At 69.4% G+C, this 19,477-nt stretch carries 14 protein-coding genes and 1 tRNA gene; 10 read left to right on the top strand and 5 right to left on the bottom strand.

All coding sequences use genetic code 11. The features are described 5' to 3' along the window. Positions 1-39: 39 nt before the first annotated feature. On the bottom strand, positions 40-723 hold the full coding sequence (locus LUX31_RS06435; protein ID WP_235473789.1) for a GntR family transcriptional regulator: 684 nt from the start codon (positions 721-723) through the stop codon (positions 40-42). 256 nt (positions 724-979) lie between these two features. On the opposite strand from LUX31_RS06435, the gene LUX31_RS06430 reads away from it, so the two are divergent. From LUX31_RS06430 to LUX31_RS06410, 5 genes are read left to right on the top strand one after another with little or no spacing between them, the layout of a single operon-like run. Further along, complete coding sequence (locus tag LUX31_RS06430) at positions 980-1,459, top strand: NAD(P)H-dependent oxidoreductase subunit E (RefSeq protein ID WP_235473788.1); 480 nt, start codon at positions 980-982, stop codon at positions 1,457-1,459. Then, positions 1,456-3,081, top strand: a complete 1,626-nt coding sequence (locus LUX31_RS06425) for a formate dehydrogenase beta subunit (protein ID WP_235473786.1) — start codon at positions 1,456-1,458, stop codon at positions 3,079-3,081. The genes LUX31_RS06430 and LUX31_RS06425 overlap by 4 nt, the downstream gene beginning before the upstream one ends. Next, entirely contained in the window at positions 3,078-5,906 is a 2,829-nt protein-coding gene (gene fdhF, locus LUX31_RS06420) for a formate dehydrogenase subunit alpha (RefSeq protein WP_235473784.1), read from the top strand. Before LUX31_RS06425 ends, fdhF begins: the two co-directional genes overlap by 4 nt. 1 nt (position 5,907) lies before the next feature. Next, a complete protein-coding gene (locus tag LUX31_RS06415; protein WP_232838468.1) occupies positions 5,908-6,120 on the top strand; it encodes a formate dehydrogenase subunit delta in 213 nt (70 codons plus the stop codon). 40 nt (positions 6,121-6,160) lie between these two features. Beyond that, complete coding sequence (locus tag LUX31_RS06410) at positions 6,161-7,096, top strand: LysR family transcriptional regulator (protein WP_235473782.1); 936 nt, start codon at positions 6,161-6,163, stop codon at positions 7,094-7,096. A gap of 9 nt (positions 7,097-7,105) precedes the next feature. On the opposite strand, the gene LUX31_RS06405 is transcribed toward LUX31_RS06410, so the two are convergent. Further along, entirely contained in the window at positions 7,106-8,680 is a 1,575-nt protein-coding gene (locus LUX31_RS06405) for a FadD7 family fatty acid--CoA ligase (protein ID WP_235473781.1), read from the bottom strand. Between the two features lie 255 nt (positions 8,681-8,935). Here LUX31_RS06405 and oxc point away from each other — a divergent pair, with 255 nt between their 5' ends. Both oxc and frc read left to right on the top strand, forming a co-directional pair. Further along, positions 8,936-10,684, top strand: coding sequence for an oxalyl-CoA decarboxylase (oxc, locus tag LUX31_RS06400; protein ID WP_235473779.1), 1,749 nt, complete (start codon positions 8,936-8,938; stop codon positions 10,682-10,684). Between the two features lie 29 nt (positions 10,685-10,713). Next, positions 10,714-11,970, top strand: coding sequence for a formyl-CoA transferase (gene frc / locus LUX31_RS06395; protein WP_235473778.1), 1,257 nt, complete (start codon positions 10,714-10,716; stop codon positions 11,968-11,970). A gap of 76 nt (positions 11,971-12,046) precedes the next feature. On the opposite strand, the gene LUX31_RS06390 is transcribed toward frc, so the two are convergent. Continuing rightward, complete coding sequence (locus tag LUX31_RS06390; protein WP_235473776.1) at positions 12,047-12,484, bottom strand: PAS domain S-box protein; 438 nt, start codon at positions 12,482-12,484, stop codon at positions 12,047-12,049. A 192-nt stretch (positions 12,485-12,676) separates the two neighbouring features. Continuing rightward, positions 12,677-13,648 (bottom strand): 2-dehydropantoate 2-reductase, encoded by a 972-nt coding sequence (locus LUX31_RS06385; RefSeq protein WP_235473774.1) that lies wholly within the window; start codon positions 13,646-13,648, stop codon positions 12,677-12,679. A gap of 236 nt (positions 13,649-13,884) precedes the next feature. Between LUX31_RS06385 and LUX31_RS06380 the strand changes: the two genes are divergently transcribed. From LUX31_RS06380 to LUX31_RS06370, 3 genes are all read left to right on the top strand, one after another. Continuing rightward, a complete protein-coding gene (locus tag LUX31_RS06380; protein WP_443046043.1) occupies positions 13,885-14,559 on the top strand; it encodes a GntR family transcriptional regulator in 675 nt (224 codons plus the stop codon). A 127-nt stretch (positions 14,560-14,686) separates the two neighbouring features. Next, positions 14,687-14,771, top strand: a tRNA-Leu gene (locus tag LUX31_RS06375). Between the two features lie 389 nt (positions 14,772-15,160). Next, positions 15,161-17,695, top strand: coding sequence for a tetratricopeptide repeat protein (locus LUX31_RS06370; protein WP_235473771.1), 2,535 nt, complete (start codon positions 15,161-15,163; stop codon positions 17,693-17,695). Here LUX31_RS06370 and LUX31_RS06365 read toward each other — a convergent pair. Continuing rightward, entirely contained in the window at positions 17,677-19,380 is a 1,704-nt protein-coding gene (locus tag LUX31_RS06365) for a hypothetical protein (RefSeq protein ID WP_235473770.1), read from the bottom strand. The two genes, LUX31_RS06370 and LUX31_RS06365, sit on opposite strands and share 19 nt — an antisense overlap. Between the last annotated feature and the right edge of the window lie 97 nt (positions 19,381-19,477).

Here is a 19,477-nt window from a genome sequence, read left to right as displayed (position 1 = left end):
CGTGGACGGCTCGTTCACGTGCTCCTACGAATGTCGGTCCTAGTTAGCCCCGGCCGCGATCTGCTTGCGATAGAACTCGGCCGTGCGTTCCGTGTGCTTGCGCATGATCTCGCCCGCGCGGTCCGCGTCGCCCTTGGCGATGGCCTTGATCAGCTGCGTGTGCTCGTTCCAGGCCTCCTTGCCGCGGGGCTTGGCGATGGGCGTGTAGTACCAGCGCACCTTCTGGCCCACCTGCGACAGCATCTCGGCCAGTACGTCGTTGGCGGCCACGGACGTGACGTACGCGTGCAGGGCCGCGTTGGCCGCGACCAGGCGATCGACGTCACCGGCGGCGAGTGCCTCGACGCCCTCGTTCTGAAGCTCGCAGAGCTGCTCGACGTCCTCGGGCTTCGCATTGCGGGCGGCGAGTTGGGCCGAGTACGTCTCCAACACCGAGCGGACGCCGAGGAGTTGGGCGGCTTCCTCCTCGGTGGGGGAGTGGACGAACGCGCCCTGGGCGGGTCGCAGGTCGACCCAGCCGGCGGTCTGGAGCCGCTGCAGGGCCTCGCGGACCGGCTGCCGGCTGACGCCGAGATGCTCGGCGAGTTCGGCCTCGACCAGGTGCTGGCCCGGCTTGAGGGAGCCGCTGACGATCAGTTCGGTCAGGGCGTCGTACACGGCCTGGCGCAGTGGTGCCGGGCGGGTGACGCGCCGAGACGCTGCGGCCGTGAGTGCCTCGCGCATGGTTGTCCCGTTCCGCCGCCGGGCCGACGGCTTTGCCAATTCGCCAAGGGGGTGGTCGTCGAGAGGGATGCCGACGACGGTTTCACCATACAGGTTTTGGTATGCAACATGGCATGGGTCGCCGATCATGCAATCACGTTCAGTCGATCGTGTGAAACGCCTTCGACTGTCGTCTGTATACAGAAGCCTGTATGGGGTATCGTCTGAGTCTCCTGCACCCCTCGCCGGGGACCGCGTTTCGGAAGGCGGAGCGATCATGACGACCAGCGGGAGCGATGAGACGGTCGAGAGCGTGGTCAGGAGGGTGGTGGCCGATCACCGGGGCCTGCGCGGTGCCCTGCTGCCCGTACTGCACGCGGTCCAGGCCGAGTTGGGCCATGTGCCGCAGGAGGCGATACCGGTGCTCGCGGACGCGCTCAACCTCTCCCGGGCGGACGTCCACGGAGTGGTGACCTTCTACCACGACTTCCGTCGCGAGCCCGCGGGCCGCACCACGGTACGCATCTGCCGAGCCGAGGCATGCCAGGCCCTGGGCGCCGACCGCCTCGTCAACTACGCGCGCGAGACAGGCCTGACCTTGGGGGAGACGTCAGCTGACGGCTCGGTGACCGTCGAGCAGGTTTTCTGCCTGGGCAACTGCCCGTTGGGGCCGTCGGTCGAGGCGAACGGACGGCTGTACGGACGAGTGGGCCCGGCCCGACTCGGCTCCCTACTCAACGGGACGGTCTCCTCATGAACAACCCCTCCCAGCCCTCCAGCTCCGCCCACTCGACGGCGACGGTCTACGTCCCCCGCGACTCGGCGGCCAGGTCCGCCGGCGCGGACGAGGTGGCCGCCGCCCTCCAACGCGCCGCCACGCGTGGGGACTTTGCCATCGACGTCGTACGCAACGGATCGCGCGGCATGCTCTGGCTGGAGCCGATGGTCGAGGTCGTGACCCCGCAGGGCCGAGTCGGCTACGGCCCGGTGACCCCCGAGGACGTGGACGCACTCCTGGCCGCAGGCCTGCTGGACGGCGCGGACCACCCACTCCGCCTCGGCCTCGGCCTCGTGGACGAACTGCCCTGGCTGGCCCGCCAGAACCGCGTCACCTTCGCCAGAGTCGGCGTGACCGACCCCCTGTCGACACAGGACTACGTCGACCACGGCGGCCTCGCGGGACTGCGTGCCGCCCTGGACATGGCGTCCGCCGACGTGGTCGCCGAGGTCACCGAATCAGGCCTGCGCGGTCGCGGCGGCGCCGGATTCCCGGCCGGCATCAAGTGGAAGACAGTGCTGGAGTGCGCCGACGAGCTGAAGTTCGTCTGCTGCAACGCCGACGAGGGCGACAGCGGGACCTTCGCCGACCGCATGGTCATGGAGGGCGACCCGTTCCTGCTCATCGAGGGCATGACCATCGCCGCGCACGCGGTTGGCGCGAGCGAGGGCTACCTCTACATCCGCTCCGAATACCCGGACGCCATCGCCACGATGCGCGAGGCCATCGAACTCGCCCGTGAGCACGGCTGGTTGGGCAAGGGCATCCTCGGCTCCGCACTCGACTTCGACCTGCATGTCCGCGTCGGGGCAGGCGCGTACATCTGCGGCGAGGAGACCTCCATGCTGGAAAGCCTGGAGGGCAAACGGGGCATGGTCCGCGCGAAGCCGCCGATCCCGGCGATCGAGGGCCTCTTCGGCAAACCGACCGTGGTCAACAACGTCCTCACCCTGACCACCGTCCCGGTCGTCCTCGCCAACGGCGCGAAGGCCTACCAGGACCTCGGCGTCGGCCGCTCGCGAGGCACCCAGGTGTTCCAGCTCGGCGGCAACATCGCGCGCGGCGGCATCGTGGAGACCGCCTTCGGCATCACCCTGCGCGAACTGATCGAGGACTACGGCGGCGGAACGCACACCGGGCGTCCGATCCGCACGGTGCAGGTCGGCGGACCACTCGGGGCGTATCTGCCCGAGTCGCTGTTCCATCTGCCCATGGACTACGAGGCGTTCGCCGAGGCCGGCGCGATGCTCGGGCACGGCGGGATCGTCGTCTTCGACGACAGCGTCGACATGGCCGCGCAGGCCCGCTTCGCGATGGAGTTCTGCGCCGAGGAGTCCTGCGGCAAGTGCACACCGTGCAGGGTCGGTTCGGTGCGCGGTGTCGAGGTGATCGACAAGATCGTCGCCGGTACGCACCGGGACGAGAACCTCGCCCTGCTCGAAGACCTCTGCGACCTGATGACCGACGGCTCCCTGTGCGCGATGGGCGGGCTGACCCCGATGCCCGTCCGCAGCGCCCTCACGCACTTCCCCGACGACTTCCTCGGCGGCCGTCGGCTCCTGGAGATCCACCCCGTACGAGCGACGGAGGGCACGGCATGAGCCTGCTCAAGGAACCCGACTTCGGCACCCCCGAACGGCCCGGCCCGGCAACGGTGTCGGTGGAGGTCGACGGTCTGCCGGTGACCGTCCCGGAGGGCACCTCCGTGATGCGCGCGGCAGCCCAAGCAGGCGTCGACATACCCAAGTTGTGCGCCACCGACAGCCTGGAGGCCTTCGGTTCCTGCCGGTTGTGCGTGGTCGAGATCGACGGCCGACGTGGCACCCCGGCCTCCTGCACCACACCGTGCGCCGACGGGATGAAGGTGAGCACCCAGACGCCGAAGGTGGAGAAGCTCCGCCAGGGCGTCATGGAGCTGTACATCTCCGACCACCCCCTCGACTGCCTCACCTGCCCGGCCAACGGAGACTGCGAACTCCAGGACATGGCAGGCGTGGTGGGCCTCAGGCAGGTCCGGTACGGCTACGAGGGCGCCAACCATCTCGACGCCGAGAAGGACACCTCCAACCCCTACTTCGACTTCGACCCGTCCAAGTGCATCGCCTGCTCCCGCTGCGTACGGGCCTGCGGCGAGGTCCAGGGCACCTTCGCGCTCACCATCGAGGGGCGCGGCTTCGACTCCAAGGTCTCACCGGGGGCGGGGGAGTCCTTCATGGACTCCGAGTGCGTCTCCTGCGGCGCCTGCGTCCAGGCCTGCCCGACATCGACGCTCCAGGAACGCTCGGTCGTCGAACTCGGCATGCCCACCAGGTCAGTTGTGACCACCTGCGCCTACTGCGGCGTCGGCTGCTCCTTCAAGGCTGAGCTGCGCGGCGACGAACTCGTCCGCATGGTGCCCCACAAGGACGGCGGCGCCAACGAGGGCCACTCGTGCGTGAAGGGCCGCTTCGCCTTCGGCTACGCCACCCACCCCGACCGAGTGCTCAAGCCCATGGTGCGGGAGCGGATCACCGACCCGTGGCGCGAGGTCGAGTGGGACGAGGCGATCGGGACCGTCGCCCGGCGGATGCGCGAACTCCAGGACCGGTACGGGACCAGCTCGGTCGGCGCCATCACCTCCTCGCGCTGCACCAACGAAGAGGTGTACGTCGTACAGAAGATGGTGCGCGCGGCCTTCGGCAACAACAACGTCGACACCTGCGCGCGCGTCTGCCACTCCCCGACGGGATACGGACTCAAGCAGACCTTCGGCGAGTCGGCGGGCACCCAGGACTTCCGTTCCGTGGACGAGGCCGACGTCATCATGGTGATCGGCGCCAACCCCACTGACGGACACCCGGTGTTCGCCTCCCGGATGAAGCGAAGGCTGCGCGAGGGCGCCAAGTTGATCGTCGTGGACCCGCGCCGTATCGACCTCGTACGCTCGCCGCACGTCGAGGCCGAGCACCACCTCCAGCTCAGGCCGAGCACCAACGTCGCCGTCGTGAACGCGATGGCGCATGTGGTGGTCGCCGAGGGCCTGGTCGACCGGTCCTTCGTGGACGCGAGGTGCGAAGGGTTCGACGACTGGGCGGAGTTCGTCGCCCGACCGGAGAACAGCCCGGAGGCGGTCGAGGAGATCACCGGCGTACCGGCCGCCGAACTGCGGGCAGCGGCACGGCTGTTCGCGACCGCCCCCAACGGCGCCATCTACTACGGCCTCGGTGTCACCGAGCACAGCCAGGGCTCGACCATGGTCATGGGAATGGCCAACCTCGCGATGGCTTGCGGGAACATCGGGCGGGATGGCGTCGGCGTGAACCCGCTGCGCGGCCAGAACAACGTCCAAGGCTCCTGCGACATGGGCTCGTTCCCGCACGAACTCCCCGGCTATCGCCACGTCTCGGACGACGCGGTACGCACCGTCTTCGAGAACCTCTGGGGAGGAACTCTCCTCGCGGAGCCGGGACTTCGCATCCCCAACATGTTCGACGCGGCGATCGATGGCACTTTCCGCGGCCTGTTCGTCCACGGCGAGGACATCGCTCAGTCGGACCCCAACCTCAAGCACGTCACCGCCGCCCTCGAAGCGATGGAACTGGTCGTCGTACAGGACCTGTTCCTCAACGAGACGGCCAAGTTCGCGCAAGTCTTCCTGCCCGGCGCGTCGTTCCTGGAGAAGGACGGCACGTTCACCAACGCCGAACGCCGGATCAACCGCGTCCGCGCGGTGATGAAACCGAAGACGGGAAAACACGAGTGGCAGATCGTCAGCGAGGTCGCCACCGCGATGGGTTACCCGATGTCGTACGACCATCCGCGCGCGATCATGGATGAAATCGCCTCCGTCACACCGACGTTCGCCGGAGTCTCCTTCGACCTCCTCGACAAGCTCGGCAGCGTCCAGTGGCCGTGCAACGAAGAGGCGCCGGAGGGCACGCCCATCATGCACGTGGACGAATTCGTGCGCGGCAAGGGCAAGTTCGTGGTCACCTCCTACGTACCGACCAACGAACGCAGCACGCGCCGCTTCCCGTTGGTCCTCACCACGGGACGCATCCTCAGCCAGTACAACGTCGGCGCGCAGACCCGCCGTACCGGCAATATCGCCTGGCACCCCGAGGACATCCTCGAACTGCACCCCCACGACGCCGAGGACCGAGGCATCAAGGACGGCGACATGGTCACCCTCGCCAGCCGCGTCGGGCGGACGACTCTGCGCGCGGAGATCTCCGACCGGATGCCCACCGGGGTCGTCTACACCACCTTCCACCACCCCGTGACCGGCGCCAACGTGGTGACGACGGAGAACTCCGACTGGGCGACCAACTGCCCGGAGTACAAGGTGACCGCCGTCCAGGTCGGCCTCGCCCGCCCGAGCGAGACCGCTGAGGCGGAACCGACGGCGGAACCGGTGGCGGACGACCTGATCATGGTGGTGGACTGAGATGACAGCGACCGTGCCGTCCGAGCGCAGGATGGCGAACGACATCGCCAGAAACCTCGGACACCTGCCGGGGGAGCGGGCCGCCGAGGAGATCGCGGGGCACATCGGCAGGTTCTGGGACCCACGCATGCGTACCAGGCTGTACGAGTTCGTCGACGCCGGAGCGGACGGCCTTGACCCCCTGGTGGTCGCCGCCGTGAAGCTCCTGCGCTGACCCGTAGGCTGGGGCGGCCCCGGACGGAGAGGAGTCGTTCATGCTGTTCCGGCAGCTGGAGTACTTCGTGGCGGTGGCGAGGGAACGGCACTTCGCCCGCGCGGCGGAGTCCTGCTACGTGTCCCAGCCGGCGCTCTCGGCTGCGATCGCCAAGCTGGAGCGGGAGTTGAACGTCACGCTCATCAACCGCGGGCACAACTACCAGGGCCTCACCCCGGAAGGCGAACGGCTCGTCGTCTGGGCCAAGCGCATCCTCGCCGAACAGGACGCGTTCAAGGCCGAGGTGGCCGCCGTACAGTCCGGCATCACGGGCACGCTGCACCTCGGGACGGACCCCACGGCGTCCACGACCCTCGCGCTGCCCGTCGCCGCCTTCTGCGCGGCGCACCCGCTGGCCAAGGTGCAGGTGCGGTCCCGGCTGTCGACCAAGGAACTCCACCGCCAGCTACGGGACTTCGAGCTGGACGTGGCGATCGCCCACTTCGACCCGGACGACCAGGAGGGCCTGCAGGTCGTCCCCCTCTACCAGGAGCGGTACATGCTGCTGGTCTCGGACGACCAACTCGTCGCCCAGTCCGCCACCGTGACCTGGGCGGACGCCGCCCAACTGCCCCTCGCTCTGCTGACGCCCGACATGCGGATCCGGCAGATTGTAGACACCGTGTTCGCGGAGAAGGGGTTCGTGGTGACCCCGCAGGTCGAGACGGACTCCATCGCCTCCCTCTACGCCCATGTGGGCGGCGGCGGTTGGGCGAGCATCGTCCCGCACACCTGGCTGCGCGCCATGCCGGTCGTCGGTAGGACGAGAGCCCTGCCCCTGGTCGACCCCGAGGCCGGCGCCCAGGTCTCGGTGGCGATCCACGCGGCCACCCCCGGCTCGGTCGCCGCCCGCGCGTTCGTCAACGCCGCCACGGGCCTGTCCCTGGACGACTTCTTCGCCCGCCCGCTGCCGACGGCCGAACCCCGCGTGCGCTGAGCCCAGCCGTCAGGGCGCGTACCGGGCCTGTACCGCCTTCCGGTCCAGTCCCCCCTTGGCGGTGTACGGCAGGGCTGCGACCAGCTCGATCCGGTCCGGCACCTCCAACACGGCCAGCCGGTCACGGCAGTACCGCAGAATCTCGGCGGGCCCGACGCTCTCACCCTCGTGCACCACCACGACGGCACCGACCCGCTGCCCGTACACCGCGTCCGGTACGCCGAACACGGCCGCCTCGGCGACACCTGGGCACCCGGCGAGGATGTCCTCGACATGCTCGGGCGCGATCTTCTCCCCGCCCCGGTTGATGAGGTTCTTGATCCGCCCGGTCAGCGACAGATACCCGTCCTCGTCCAGCGCGCCCAGATCACCGGTGCGCAGCCACCCGTCGACAAAGGTGTACTCCGTCCCGTCCCGGTCGGCGAGATAGCCCCGGGCGACGGTCGGACCGTGCACCCACACCTCGCCCTCGACGCCCACCGGACACACCCGCCCGCTCCGGTCGACGACCCGCACCTCGACCCCGGTCGGCCGCCCGACCGACCCCTGCTTCAACTCCCCCCGCTCGGGCAGGGGTTCACTGGTCGCCTGGTGCGAGGACTCGGTCATCCCGTACGCGGACAGCAGCGGCGCGCCGAACGTGCGCTCCAGCGCGCGCTGCGTTGCCGTGTTGAGGGGCGCGCTGCAACTCCGTACGAACTTCAGGGGAGGTGCCTGCGGCCCCGGGTATTCGCGCTCCGAACGGTCGAGCAGGATCTCGTGGATAGCAGGCACCGCGGTGAACCAAGTGGCGTTCACCGCCCGCATGTCGTCCCAGAACGTGCCCGCCGAGAACCGCCCCCGCTCGGGCAGCAGTACGCAGCCCCCGCTGGCCAGGGATGCCAACAGCGCCGCGAACAGCCCGTGGCCGTGGAAGAACGGCATCACCGCGACCGTCGCGTCACAGGGGCCCAACTCATAGGTGGCACACACACCTTGGACCGACGCGGCCACATTGGCATGGGTCAGTGGGACCATCTTGGCTCGGTCGGTGGTCCCCGCAGTGCACAGGACGAGGGCGTCACGGTCCGACAACTCGCCTGCCGCACCTCGCACTTCGGGGACGGCACCGGTGTCGAGCGTGACCGACGCCGTGCCCGCCCGTGAGACGTCCACCCGCAGCGGCCACACCGGGACCGGCAGTACGGCCCCGTTCATCGAAGGACCGACGAGAACCGCCCGTGCCCCCAACGCCGCCAACTGTGCGGAGAGTTGGACCACAGGCAGCGTCGGATCCAGTGGAGCGACCACCACACCAGCCCGCGCCGCACCGAGCAACCCAACAACGAACTCAGCGGTGTTGGCGCAGATGAGCCCCACCGCGTCACCGCGCCCCAGCCCCGTACGGACGAGTCGCGTTGCCACGTCATCGGCCAGCGCGGCGAGCCCCCGGTAGGACAGGTGCACCCGGTCATCGGAGACCACGAGGGCCCGGGCGTACGGGCGTTCACGTACCTGTCGGTCGAGGAGGTCGGCGAGGCCCGTGACCGTCGGAGGCCGGCACCGGTCGGCGTCGCGCACGGATGCCGCGGCCGGAACGGCCATGACCCCACCCCCTCACGCCAGTTCTGACAGAACAGTCCTCTGCGAGCCTGCGGTGACCTGCGATCGGCGTCCAATACGCGCTCGTGAACGGCCGATAGCAGCTGTCTATCAAGGGAGTTGGCGACCCCGCGCCAGCGGTCGATAGACGCTGTTTATCGGCTGGTCGCCGATGGGTCTTGGACGCGGCCCGGGGTGCTGCGGATGGTGAGAGGAGTAGCCGCTCCGGCAGGACCTGCCCAAGGAGGACCTCGGACCATGACCGCTCCCTCGCCACTGGAGACCGCGGCAGCAGCCGACGTTCCGACCGAGCTCACCGACGGGTACCATCTGGTCGTCGACGCGCTCAAGATGAACGACGTCGACACCATCTACGGAGTGGTCGGCATCCCGATCACCGATCTGGCCCGTCTCGCCCAGGCCCAGGGCATCCGCTACATCGGCTTCCGGCACGAGAGCAACGCCGGACACGCGGCGGCGGCGGCCGGCTACCTCACCAAGAAGCCCGGCGTGGCACTGACCGTGTCGGCACCCGGCTTCCTCAACGGCCTGGTCGCGCTGGCGAACGCGACCACCAACTGCTTCCCGATGGTGCAGATCTCCGGCTCCAGCGAGCGCCACCTCGTCGACCTCAAGCAGGGCGACTACGAGGAGATGGACCAACTCGCCGCCGCGCAGCCCTTCGTGAAGGCCGCCTACCGGGTCAGCCGCGTGGAGGACATCGGCCGCGGCATAGCCCGCGCGCTGCGCACCGCGATCTCCGGGCGCCCCGGCGGCGTCTACCTCGACATCCCGGCCGCGGTGCTCGGCTCCATCATGCCCGCCGAGGAGGGCGCGAAGACGCTGAGCCGCCTGGTCGACCCAGCGCCCCGCCAACTCCCGGCCCCGGAGGCGGTGGACCGGGCGATCGAGCTGCTGGCCTCCGCCGAACGCCCGCTGGTGGTACTCGGCAAGGGCGCCGCGTACGCCCAAGCCGACGCCAAGGTAAGGGAGTTCATCGAGTCGACGGGCATCCCGTACGTACCGATGTCGATGGCCAAGGGCCTGCTGCCCGACGACCACCCGCAGTCGGCGGCCACCGCGCGTTCCCTCGCGCTGAAGAAGGCCGACGTCGTGATGCTGATCGGCGCCCGCCTCAACTGGCTGCTGGGGCACGGCCAGACGGGGTGGAACCCCGACGCCAAGTTCGTCCAGATCGACATCGACCCCAAGGAGATGGACAGCAATCAGCCCATCGCAGCCCCCCTCGTCGGCGACATCGAGTCGGTCCTCGACGCCCTCGCCGAACGCACCAAGCCCGGCCAGATCGCGGCCCCTTCGGCCTGGCGCGAGGAACTGGGCGCCCGCTCGGCGCAGAACGTCGCCAAGATGGCCAAGCGTCTGGAGGCCGACCCGCATCCCATGCAGTTCATGGGCGCCCTGAAGGCCGTACGCGACGTCGTGCGCGCGCGCCCGGAGACGTACATCGTCAACGAGGGTGCCAACGCCCTGGACATCGCGCGCAACGTCATCGACATGCACGTACCGCGCCACCGCCTCGACAGCGGCACCTGGGGCGTCATGGGTATCGGTATGGGGTATGCCATCGCCGCCGCCGTCGAGAGCGGTGCACCGGTCGTCGCCGTCGAGGGCGACAGCGCCTTCGGGTTCAGTGGGATCGAGATCGAGACGATCTGCCGCTACCAGCTGCCCGTCGTCACCGTGATCATGAACAACGGCGGGGTCTACCGGGGTGACGACACCAACCCGTACGACGACACTCCCTCGCCGACGACCCTCATGGGCGCGGCCCGCCACGACCTGTTGATCGAGGCGTTCGGCGGCAAGGGCTACCGCGCGACCACGCCCGCCGAGGTCACCGCCGCCCTCACCGAGGCGCTGGCCTCGGGCGGACCGGCGCTCATCGACTGCGTGATCGACCCCTCGGCCGGCACCGAGAGCGGCCACATCTCACACCTCAACCCCAAGGGCATCACCGTCGGCAACATCACGTCGGCCAAGAAGTGACCACGCAACTTCACGAAAAGGAAGCAGACATGAGTGAAAAGCCGCTCGCCGGAATCAAGGTGATCGACTTCACCGGGGTCCAGGCCGGCCCCGCCTGCACACAGTTGCTCGCCTGGTTCGGCGCCGACGTCCTGAAGGTGGAGCGCCCCAACGGCGGCGACGTCACCCGGAAGCAGCTGCGGGACATCGAGGACCTCGACGCGCTGTATTTCACGATGCTCAACAGCAACAAGCGCTCCCTTGCCATCAACACCAAGACCCCTGAGGGACTTGAGGTGTTGGAGAAGCTCATCACCGACGCCGACGTGCTGGTGGAGAACTTCGCCCCGGGCGCCCTGGACCGGATGGGCCTGACGTGGGAGCGCATCCAGGAACTCAACCCGCGGCTGATCTTCGGCTCGGTCAAGGGCTTCAACGACGACTCCTCGTGGAACGACCTCAAGGTCTACGAGAACGTCGCCCAGTGCGCGGGCGGCGCCGCCTCCACCACCGGCTTCTGGGACGGCCCGCCGACCATCTCCGGTGGCGCCCTCGGCGATACCAACACCGGGATGCACCTGGCGATCGGCATCCTCACGGCGATCATCGACCGCAACAGGACGGGCAAGGGGCAGAAGGTCTCCGTCTCCATGCAGGACGCCGTGCTCAACCTCTGCCGCGTCAAGCTGCGCGACCAGCAGCGCCTGGAGCGGGTCGGCTATCTGGAGGAGTACCCGCAGTACCCCAACGGGGAGTTCACCGACGTCGTACCGCGTGGCGGCAACGCGGGCGGCGGCGGGCAGCCCGGCTGGGTGCTCAAGTGCAAGGGCTGGGAGACCGACCCGAACGCGTACATCTACTTCACCGTCCAGGAACAGAACTGGAAGCGCACCGCCGAGGTGATCGGCCGCCCCGAGTGGGCCGAGGACCCGGAGTACGCCACCGCGCGCGCCCGTCAGTCGCACATCTTCGAGATCTTCGAGGAGATCGAGAAGTGGCTCGCGGACAAGACCAAGTACGAGGCGGTGAACATCCTGCGCGAGTGGGAGGTGCCCTGCGCTCCGGTCATGAGCATGAAGGAGTTGGCCTACGACGAGGACCTGCGTAAGAGCGGCACGGTCGTCGAGGTCGAGCAGAAGGGCCGCGGCACCTACCTGACCGTGGGCAGCCCGGTGAAGTTCTCCTCCTTCAAGCCGGACATCGCCGGCGCCCCGCTGCTGGGCGAGCACAGCTCCGAGGTCCTGGTCGAGCTGGGCTACGACGAGGAGACCATCGGCCGGCTGAAGGAGAGCGGGGTCATCGTCTAGATCGTCCAGTGGGCGGATGACGTGGAAGCGGCCGTGGCCCGAAGGCCACGGCCGCTTCCACGTGTCCGGTGACGCCTCAGACCGTCGCCTTGTTCTCGGCCTCGGCCCGCCGTCGGATCAACTCCCGCTCCCGCTCGCGCCGCGCGGTGACGTCCCGGATGACCGCCCCGACGTACGTGCTGCCGTCGGGGCCCGGCAACAGGGCCACGCTGAACTCGATGGACAGCTTGCGGCCGTCCGCCGCCAGCGCGGGCACGTTCAGGAGATCCGCGTCGCCGTACTTGGTCGTCCCCCGGTCCATGGCCTCCTGGAAGCCGTCCCAGTGCCGCTTGCGGTGCCGCTCCGGGATGATGACGTCCAGACTTCGGCCGTCCACGTCGCCCGCCGAGAACCCGAAGATGCGCTCCGCGCCCCGGTTCCAGAAGCGGATCAGCCCTTCGCCGTCGATGATCACTATGCCGTCGGGTGCCTGGGCGGCCATTCCCAGCACCACCTCGGGATGCAGATCTTCCATGTCGCCTCCGTGCAGGGGCAGTTGGATAGCGAACGCATACTGGCCGACAGTATGCAGACGGATGGTATACAGAATACATACCGCCTGAAAGGGCTCGCGCTCCCGAACAGAGGCGGGACCCCCGCGGCGCAGGGGGCGCTCCCCGCCGCCAGGGGCCCCGCCGTCGTGGGCCGTGGCTCGACTACTCCGGCATCATGCGGCGGTCCCGAGTGCGAGGAGATCGCTGATGGCATGGACGGTCCGCAGGGTGGGGACATCGACGCCTGTGATGTCGGCGAGTTCGATGACGGCGGTCAGGAGGACGTCGAGTTCGAGGGGTTTCCCGCGTTCGAGGTCCTGGAGGGTGGAGGTGCGGTGGTCGCCCACCTTCTCGGCGCCGGCGAGGCGGCGCTCGATGGAGATGCCGACACGGCAGTTGAGGGCCTCGGCGACGGCCAGGGTCTCTTCCATCATGGTCTGGATGACCTGACGGGTGCCGCCGTGATGGCACATCTGGCGCATCGTGGCGCGCGCGAGGGCGCTGATCGGGTTGAAGGAGATGTTGCCGAGCAGCTTGAGCCAGATGTCGTTGCGCAGATCGGGCTCGACGGGGCACTTGAGTCCGCCGGCCCGCATGGCCTCGCTGAAGGCGTGGCAGCGAGGGGAGAGGGAGCGGTCCGGTTCGCCGATCGAGAACCGGGTGCCCTCCAAGTGCCTGACGACGCCCGGCCCTTCCAGCTCCGTCGCCGCATACACGACACAGCCGATGGCCCGTTCCGGCGCGAGTACGGCACTGACCGTGCCGCCGGGGTCCACACTCTCGACACGGTGGCCGTCGTGGGGTCCGCCGTGGCGGTGGAAATACCACCACGGAATGCCGTTCTGGGCGGCGATGACAGCGGTGGACTCGTGGAGCAGCGGCTCGATGAGCGGCCCGCACGCCGCGTACGAGTTGGCCTTGAGCCCGAGGAAGACATGGTCGACGGGACCGATGTCGGCGGGGTTGTCGGTGGCGTGGGCATGCGCGGTGAAGTCACCGCGGGGGCTGAGAACCCGTACGCCGTGTTGCCTCATGGCCGCGAGGTGCGGTCCACGGGCGACGAGATGGACGTCGGCGCCTGCTTGGTGCAGGGCGGCGCCGACATAGGCGCCGATGGCTCCGGCGCCGAGGATGGCGACTTTCACTGGGTGGCGCTCCGTTCGGTCGAGGGTGTACCGCGGAACTGTCGAGAACTGTCGACGAAATATTGTCTACAGGATGGAAGTGGTGGCGGCAAGGGTCCGGGACGGCGCCCGGACGGCCACCCGGGGCCGCGTGAGCTGGGTTTCCGGTCGTTTGTGCGCCGTAGACTGTAGGCGAAAGCCAATTCATACTGGGCTCTCACATGTGGCGACGACGCTGCGGAGGAGGGGCCGTCATGCTGTCGACGACAGGACTGCCGCAGGGCGCGGTACCGAAGCTCGAACGTCCCGGTCCGCTCCGTGACCGGGTGTACGAGGCGCTGCTCGAACTGATCACCACCCGCGCCCTGCAACCCGGCCAGCACCTCGTCGAGAGCGAACTCGCCGGACACCTCGGGGTCTCCCGCCAACCCGTCCGCGAGGCGCTCCAACGGCTCAGCACCGAGGGCTGGGCCGACCTGCGGCCGGCCCAGGGTGCCTTCGTGCACGAGCCGACGGAGGAGGAGGCCGACCAACTCCTCACCGTCCGCACCCTGTTGGAGGCCGAGGCGGCCCGCCTCGCCGCGGCCAACGCGGGTGCCGCGGCCATCACCGTGCTGGAGGACATGTGCGAGGAGGGCGAGCGCGCGGTCGCCGCCGACGACGTGGACGGCGCGGTCGCCATGAACGCCCGGCTCCATGCGAAGGTCATGGAACTCGCGGGCAACACGGTCCTCGCGGAGCTGGCCGCGCAGGTGGACCGTCGGGTCCGCTGGTACTACACGCCGGTCGCCCGTCAGCGTGGCCGCCAGTCGTGGATCGAGCACCGCGAACTGATCGCGGCGATCGCGGACGGCGACGGACCTCGGGCCACGGAGGTCATGCGGGCCCACACGGAACACACCCGGAAGACGTACCACCAGCGGGAGCGGTAGCCGGGTGGGCGTACGGTCACCGTCCCGTTGCCCGTGGTGAGAGATATGCAGGTGAAAGGCACTCTGAAAGCTTGGTATTGTTGTTCGTGTCGCTGCGGGGAGCACTCCCGACGGCGACAGACACCTAGTCCGGGTGGCGGAATGGCAGACGCGCTAGCTTGAGGTGCTAGTGCCCTTTATCGGGCGTGGGGGTTCAAGTCCCCCCTCGGACACACTCTTTGCGCACACGGATGGCGTCGGCCGGGTTTCGGTCGACGCCATCCGTGTTTCGTGGTCGTAGGTCAGGCGTAGCCCGAGCAATCGGGCGATGGTAGCCGGGCAGCGCCGGATTCCAAGGCGGCCCGGTACCAGGTGAGCTTGTGCACGGGTTCGGATCGGATCGTGTCTGCTCGATTGCGGTGAGTGAGGCCGGCTCGGAGGGCGAGCCCTCAGTCCTCTCCTGCTCCGGCGTCACCTTCGGCACCGGCGAAGGGGGGAATCCCGCACTGAGCCGCGTCGGCGAAGGGCGAGCAGACGGGGTGTCACTGGGCAAGCGGCCAAGATCTCCTTACGGTTGGACCCGACCGCCCTGCAAGGGGTATCGGGGCACGAAGGGGGCTCAGTGGAAGCCGAGTTGACGGCACTCGCGGCGACGGCGGTGACAGCTCTGACCGGGCTGATGGTGACGGAGTCGTGGGAGCAGGCCAAGCTGAGACTCGCCCGGTGGTTCCGGCGTCGCGGCGGGGACGAGAACGTACAGGGCGAACTTGAAGCTGCGGGCGAGGAGTTGGCGCATGCCCGCGAGGACGGAGATGTACGGGCCGCCGGGCGGGTCGAGGAACGTCTGCGTGAACGTCTCCTCGGCGTTCTGCAGGACGATGCGGAAGCCGCAGGGGAACTGGCGCGGCTCATCAGCGAACTGGCGCCGGACGCGCCGGTCACTTACGTCAGCTCGGTCAGCGGTGGCACGCATCACGGCCCGTCCTTCCAGGGCGCGCACATCCACGGTGACATCACCTTCACCGTTCCGGCGCCGGTATCGGTATCGGCGGGGACACGACCGCGGCCGAACCAACTGCCCGCCCGGACGTACACGTTCGTCAACAGGGACGAGCAGATCCACGAACTCAGCCAAGCGTTCCCCGCTGCCCGGGCCGGCTCCGACCGCGTCGACCTCGTGGTGGTGTCGGGGGTTTCGGGCGTCGGGAAGACCGCGACGGCCCTCCGGTTCGCGGAGACGGTTCAGGACCGCTATCCCGACGGCCAGTTCTACGTCTCCCTCGCCGGGCTGCGCGACCAGTCGGCACGGACGCCCGTGGTTGGGAGGGACACCATCGATCTGGGTGAGGCGCTGGCCATCTGCCTGAGTGCGCTCGGCGTCGGTGAAAACGACATTCCGCGGACCATCGAGGCGCGTACCAACGAGTTGCGGTCCTGGACCGCCGGTCGGCGCATCCTGCTCGTACTCGACGACGTGACTGAACCCGCACACGTTCGCGCGCTCATCCCGCAGGGGCCCGGCAGCGGGGTGCTGGTCACGTCGCACAGGACGCTGGGCGAACTCGTGGCTCGGGACGACGCGACACCGGTCAGCCTCAAGCCGCTCGACGATCACGGTGGTCTGGCCCTGCTGGCACACATGTGCCCGAGAGCTGTGGACGCCGATCGGGTGGCCGCCGGGCAGCTGGTGAAGCTGTGCGGCGGTCTGCCCATCGCCCTGCGGATCGTGGCGGCCCGGCTCAGGACCGAGGAGGGTCTGACCACGGCCGAGCTGGTGGAGGAACTGTCCGACGAGACGGACCGGCTGGCCGGACTGTCCCTGCCTACCGAGGAGCTGTCCGTGTCCACCGCACTGGGTCCTTCCTACCGGCTCCTGCCGCCCGACGCGGCCCGCCTCTACCGCCTCCTCGGCTGGCTGCCGACCGGCCGTTTCGACGCCGGGGTGGCCTCCGTCGCCGCCGACGTCGACACGCGGGTGGTCAAGCGGCTGCTCCGCGTACTCGCGGGTGCGGGGCTCGTGCAGCGGGAGGCGGACGGTCGCTACGTCATGCACGACCTGATCCGGCTGCATGCCCGGGAGTGTGCGGACCGGGAGGAGCCCGCGACCGGGGAAGCGGAGCTGATCGGGCGGGTGGGTACGCACTACCTCGTCCTCAGCGCGTTCGCCGACCGGGCGATCAAGAAGAAGAGAAAGCGGATCGCCGACCTGTCCGTACTGCTCCGCGAAGCCAACGACCCCTTCGCCGCCCCCGGCGGTCCGGCGCCGCTCATCTGGCTGGACACTGAGCGCGCCGCCATCCTGGGCGTCCTGCGCGCCGCTTCCCGGCACGGCCGGCACACCCTGGTCTGGCAGCTGGCCGAGGCATTCACCGCCCTGTTCTTCCACCGCCGGTATCTCGAGATCTGGCGGGAGGCGCTGGAGTTGGGCGCGCAGGCCGCCGCGGCGGACCCGGACCGGATGGCCGGAGAGGCGGCCGAGGCCCGGCTGCGCAGCCTGCTTTCCCGTCCCCTGATGGACCTGGACCGGCACGACGAGGCGCGCACCCAGCTGGAGCAGGCACTTCGGCTCGCCGAGACGGTCGACGACCTCGTACTGCGTGCCTCGGTCCTGGAGTTCCAGGGCCGGTACCTGGACCGGCACGACCCCGAGAACGCGGTGGCCGCGTACCGGCATTCTCTCGCCCTCAACGAACAGGCCGGGGAAACACGAGGAGCGGCCATCGCCCGTGCCTTCCTCGGCAGCGCGCTGTCAGCCGACGGGGACCACACCGAGGCGCTGGCGGTACTGCGCCGAGCTCACCACGACCTGCTGGCCGACGAGGAGCCGGACGTGCGGATGGCGGCCCGGGCGCTGGCCGCCATCGGCCTCGTACGTGATCGCCTGGGCGACACGCAGGAAGCGGACCGTGACCTGAAGGAAGCGGTCGGGATCCTGCGGGAACGCGACGCGATGCACTACGCGGCCGAAGCCCTGGTGGGACTCGCCGACATCGCGCAGCGGACCGGTGCCGGCACGGACGTGGTGCGGGACCACCTCGCCGAGGCGCTGGAGATCTATGAGCGCGACGGCAATCCGGTGGCGGGTGAACTACATGGCCGGATTCAGGAGTTGGACGCGGCAGAGGGGCCAGAAACCGATCACCGAGGGCCCCGGTAGGTTCGCCGGGCGCCGTCCGGGCGGAGCCGCAGGACGACGTCCTGGGCCCGCAGATCACCGGTCCGTACCGTGACATAGGAGCCGTCCATCGGGAGGCCCGCGCGAAGGGCGGCGTAGACGACCGAGGCCAACACCCCCGGGTCCCGGGGTTCTCCCGTGGCGGTCACCTCCACGACCCGGCCGTCCCGGAGCCCAGCCAGACAGGCATGTCCTCGTACGGCTGACACGGCCAGGAGACTTCCCGGCAGCCGTGCGAGCGTGTCCCGGACCCAGCGCAGCGCACCGGCGGTCGTCGGGTCCGTCCGGCGCCGGACGATCGCCGAGGCGCTCGCGGCCACCCGTCCGTCGCGTTCGTCGTCCGTGCAGGCGAGGTGGGAGAAGAGAGTGGGACCGTCGGGAGCCTCACCGGCGTATCCGGCTACGGCGGCCGGGACCCGCCGTACGGCGACAGTAGGCCCGCCGTCGTCCTTGCCGACCTCGGTGGTCACCCGCCAGGAGGTGACTTGGGTGGTGGGCGGCACGGGCAGGGGTACGGCGAGGGGGTGCGGTTGCTCTGTGGCGGGCTCGGCGAGCTGGAGCAGGCGGTAGAGGGCGGTGCGCAGGCGGGCGAGGGCATGGCCCGGTTCGGCGAAGGCCCGCGCGGCGACCGGCGTATAGCGCTCGGGTGTGTGCTCGCGTACGGCGTCCTCGATCTGCTCGTGCAGGTCTCCGCGTGGGTCGAGCCGGGGTGCCAGGTCCGCCATCGCGTGGGCGGCCGTGCCCGACACCGCGTCGGCGCCGAACGCGGCGAGCAGCAGCGGCGTACCCAGGGACGCGCCGTACAGGCTGACCGATCCGTGGTCGCCGACCAGGACATCGGCCGCGACGAGGGCCGGGCGCCAGGCGTGCACGGCCGGCATCAGCAGCAGCCCGGCGTCCAGCGCGGCAGCCTGCAACGTGCGCAGCTGCCAGGAGCCGTGCGCCGACCAGACGTTGGGGTGGACGATCGCGCCGACCTTGTAGTCGTCGTAGGGGAGCTGGGCGAGGAGGCGGGCGGGGAGGTCCGGCTGCGTCCCCAGGAGGGAGGTCGGTCCCCAGGTCGAGCTCACCATGACCAGCTTCTGGTCCTCCCGGACACCCAGTGCCTCCCGATAGGCCGGTCTCATCGGCCCGCTGCTCAGCAGCTCGTCGAGACAGGGATCGCCCACCAGGAGAGTGCGTCCCGTGGCCTTCGGGTGGGTGGCGAGCAGCTGCTCCTCCTGCGACGGATGGGAGACGGCCAGCCAGGCCCGGCCGGATTCGAGCAGCGAGTCCGGGACGACGCCGGACAGTCGTTCGTGCGGGCCGCGCGAGTCCGGGACGAGCTTCTGGAACCCCACGCCGTGCGGCAGCACGAGGACGGGGCAGTCGCCCTCCGGTACGTCGATGTTCTCGCTGGCGGACAGGATGAGATCCGGGGCCGCCTCTGCCAGCTGCTCCCATGGCATGACGCGGCATCCGGCGTCGTGCAGGAGGGCGAGGACGCCGGAGTCGAAGGCCGAGGTGGGGTCGTGCGCGAAGACGACGGTGACACGGTGGTCGCCGCGCAGCAGCGCCGGGAGCGATTCGAGGACGCGTACGGTCGAAGTGACCGTACGGGCGGCCACGACGAGGGTTCGTTCGCCGTGGAAGGTGCTCCACCGGTGGGCGTCGTGCCCTATGGGCACGCGAAGAGGCCGGCTACCGGACAAGGCACCCACCTCTAACAAACCCGCTCCTCCAGCCGGTCAGCGGCTCGCGGCTCGCGGCTCGCGGCTCGCGGCT

The sequence above is a fragment of the Streptomyces sp. GQFP genome (assembly GCF_021545335.1).
In the GTDB taxonomy this organism is placed as follows: Bacteria; Actinomycetota; Actinomycetes; order Streptomycetales; family Streptomycetaceae; genus Streptomyces.
Note: the sequence above shows the minus strand (reverse complement) of the source record. Positions and strands in the feature narration are given on the sequence as shown.

Bases quoted from the DNA above. Each gene is read 5' to 3' on its own strand.
- LUX31_RS06405 (WP_235473781.1), bottom strand. From the start codon at position 8,680: ATGGCCGTTCCGGCCGCGGCATCCGTGCGCGACGCCGACCGGTGCCGG.
- LUX31_RS06415 (WP_232838468.1), top strand. From the start codon at position 5,908: ATGACAGCGACCGTGCCGTCCGAGCGCAGGATGGCGAACGACATCGCC.
- oxc (WP_235473779.1), top strand. From the start codon at position 8,936: ATGACCGCTCCCTCGCCACTGGAGACCGCGGCAGCAGCCGACGTTCCG.
- LUX31_RS06430 (WP_235473788.1), top strand. From the start codon at position 980: ATGACGACCAGCGGGAGCGATGAGACGGTCGAGAGCGTGGTCAGGAGG.
- LUX31_RS06410 (WP_235473782.1), top strand. From the start codon at position 6,161: ATGCTGTTCCGGCAGCTGGAGTACTTCGTGGCGGTGGCGAGGGAACGG.
- LUX31_RS06425 (WP_235473786.1), top strand. From the start codon at position 1,456: ATGAACAACCCCTCCCAGCCCTCCAGCTCCGCCCACTCGACGGCGACG.
- fdhF (WP_235473784.1), top strand. From the start codon at position 3,078: ATGAGCCTGCTCAAGGAACCCGACTTCGGCACCCCCGAACGGCCCGGC.
- frc (WP_235473778.1), top strand. From the start codon at position 10,714: ATGAGTGAAAAGCCGCTCGCCGGAATCAAGGTGATCGACTTCACCGGG.
- LUX31_RS06390 (WP_235473776.1), bottom strand. From the start codon at position 12,484: ATGGAAGATCTGCATCCCGAGGTGGTGCTGGGAATGGCCGCCCAGGCA.
- LUX31_RS06435 (WP_235473789.1), bottom strand. From the start codon at position 723: ATGCGCGAGGCACTCACGGCCGCAGCGTCTCGGCGCGTCACCCGCCCG.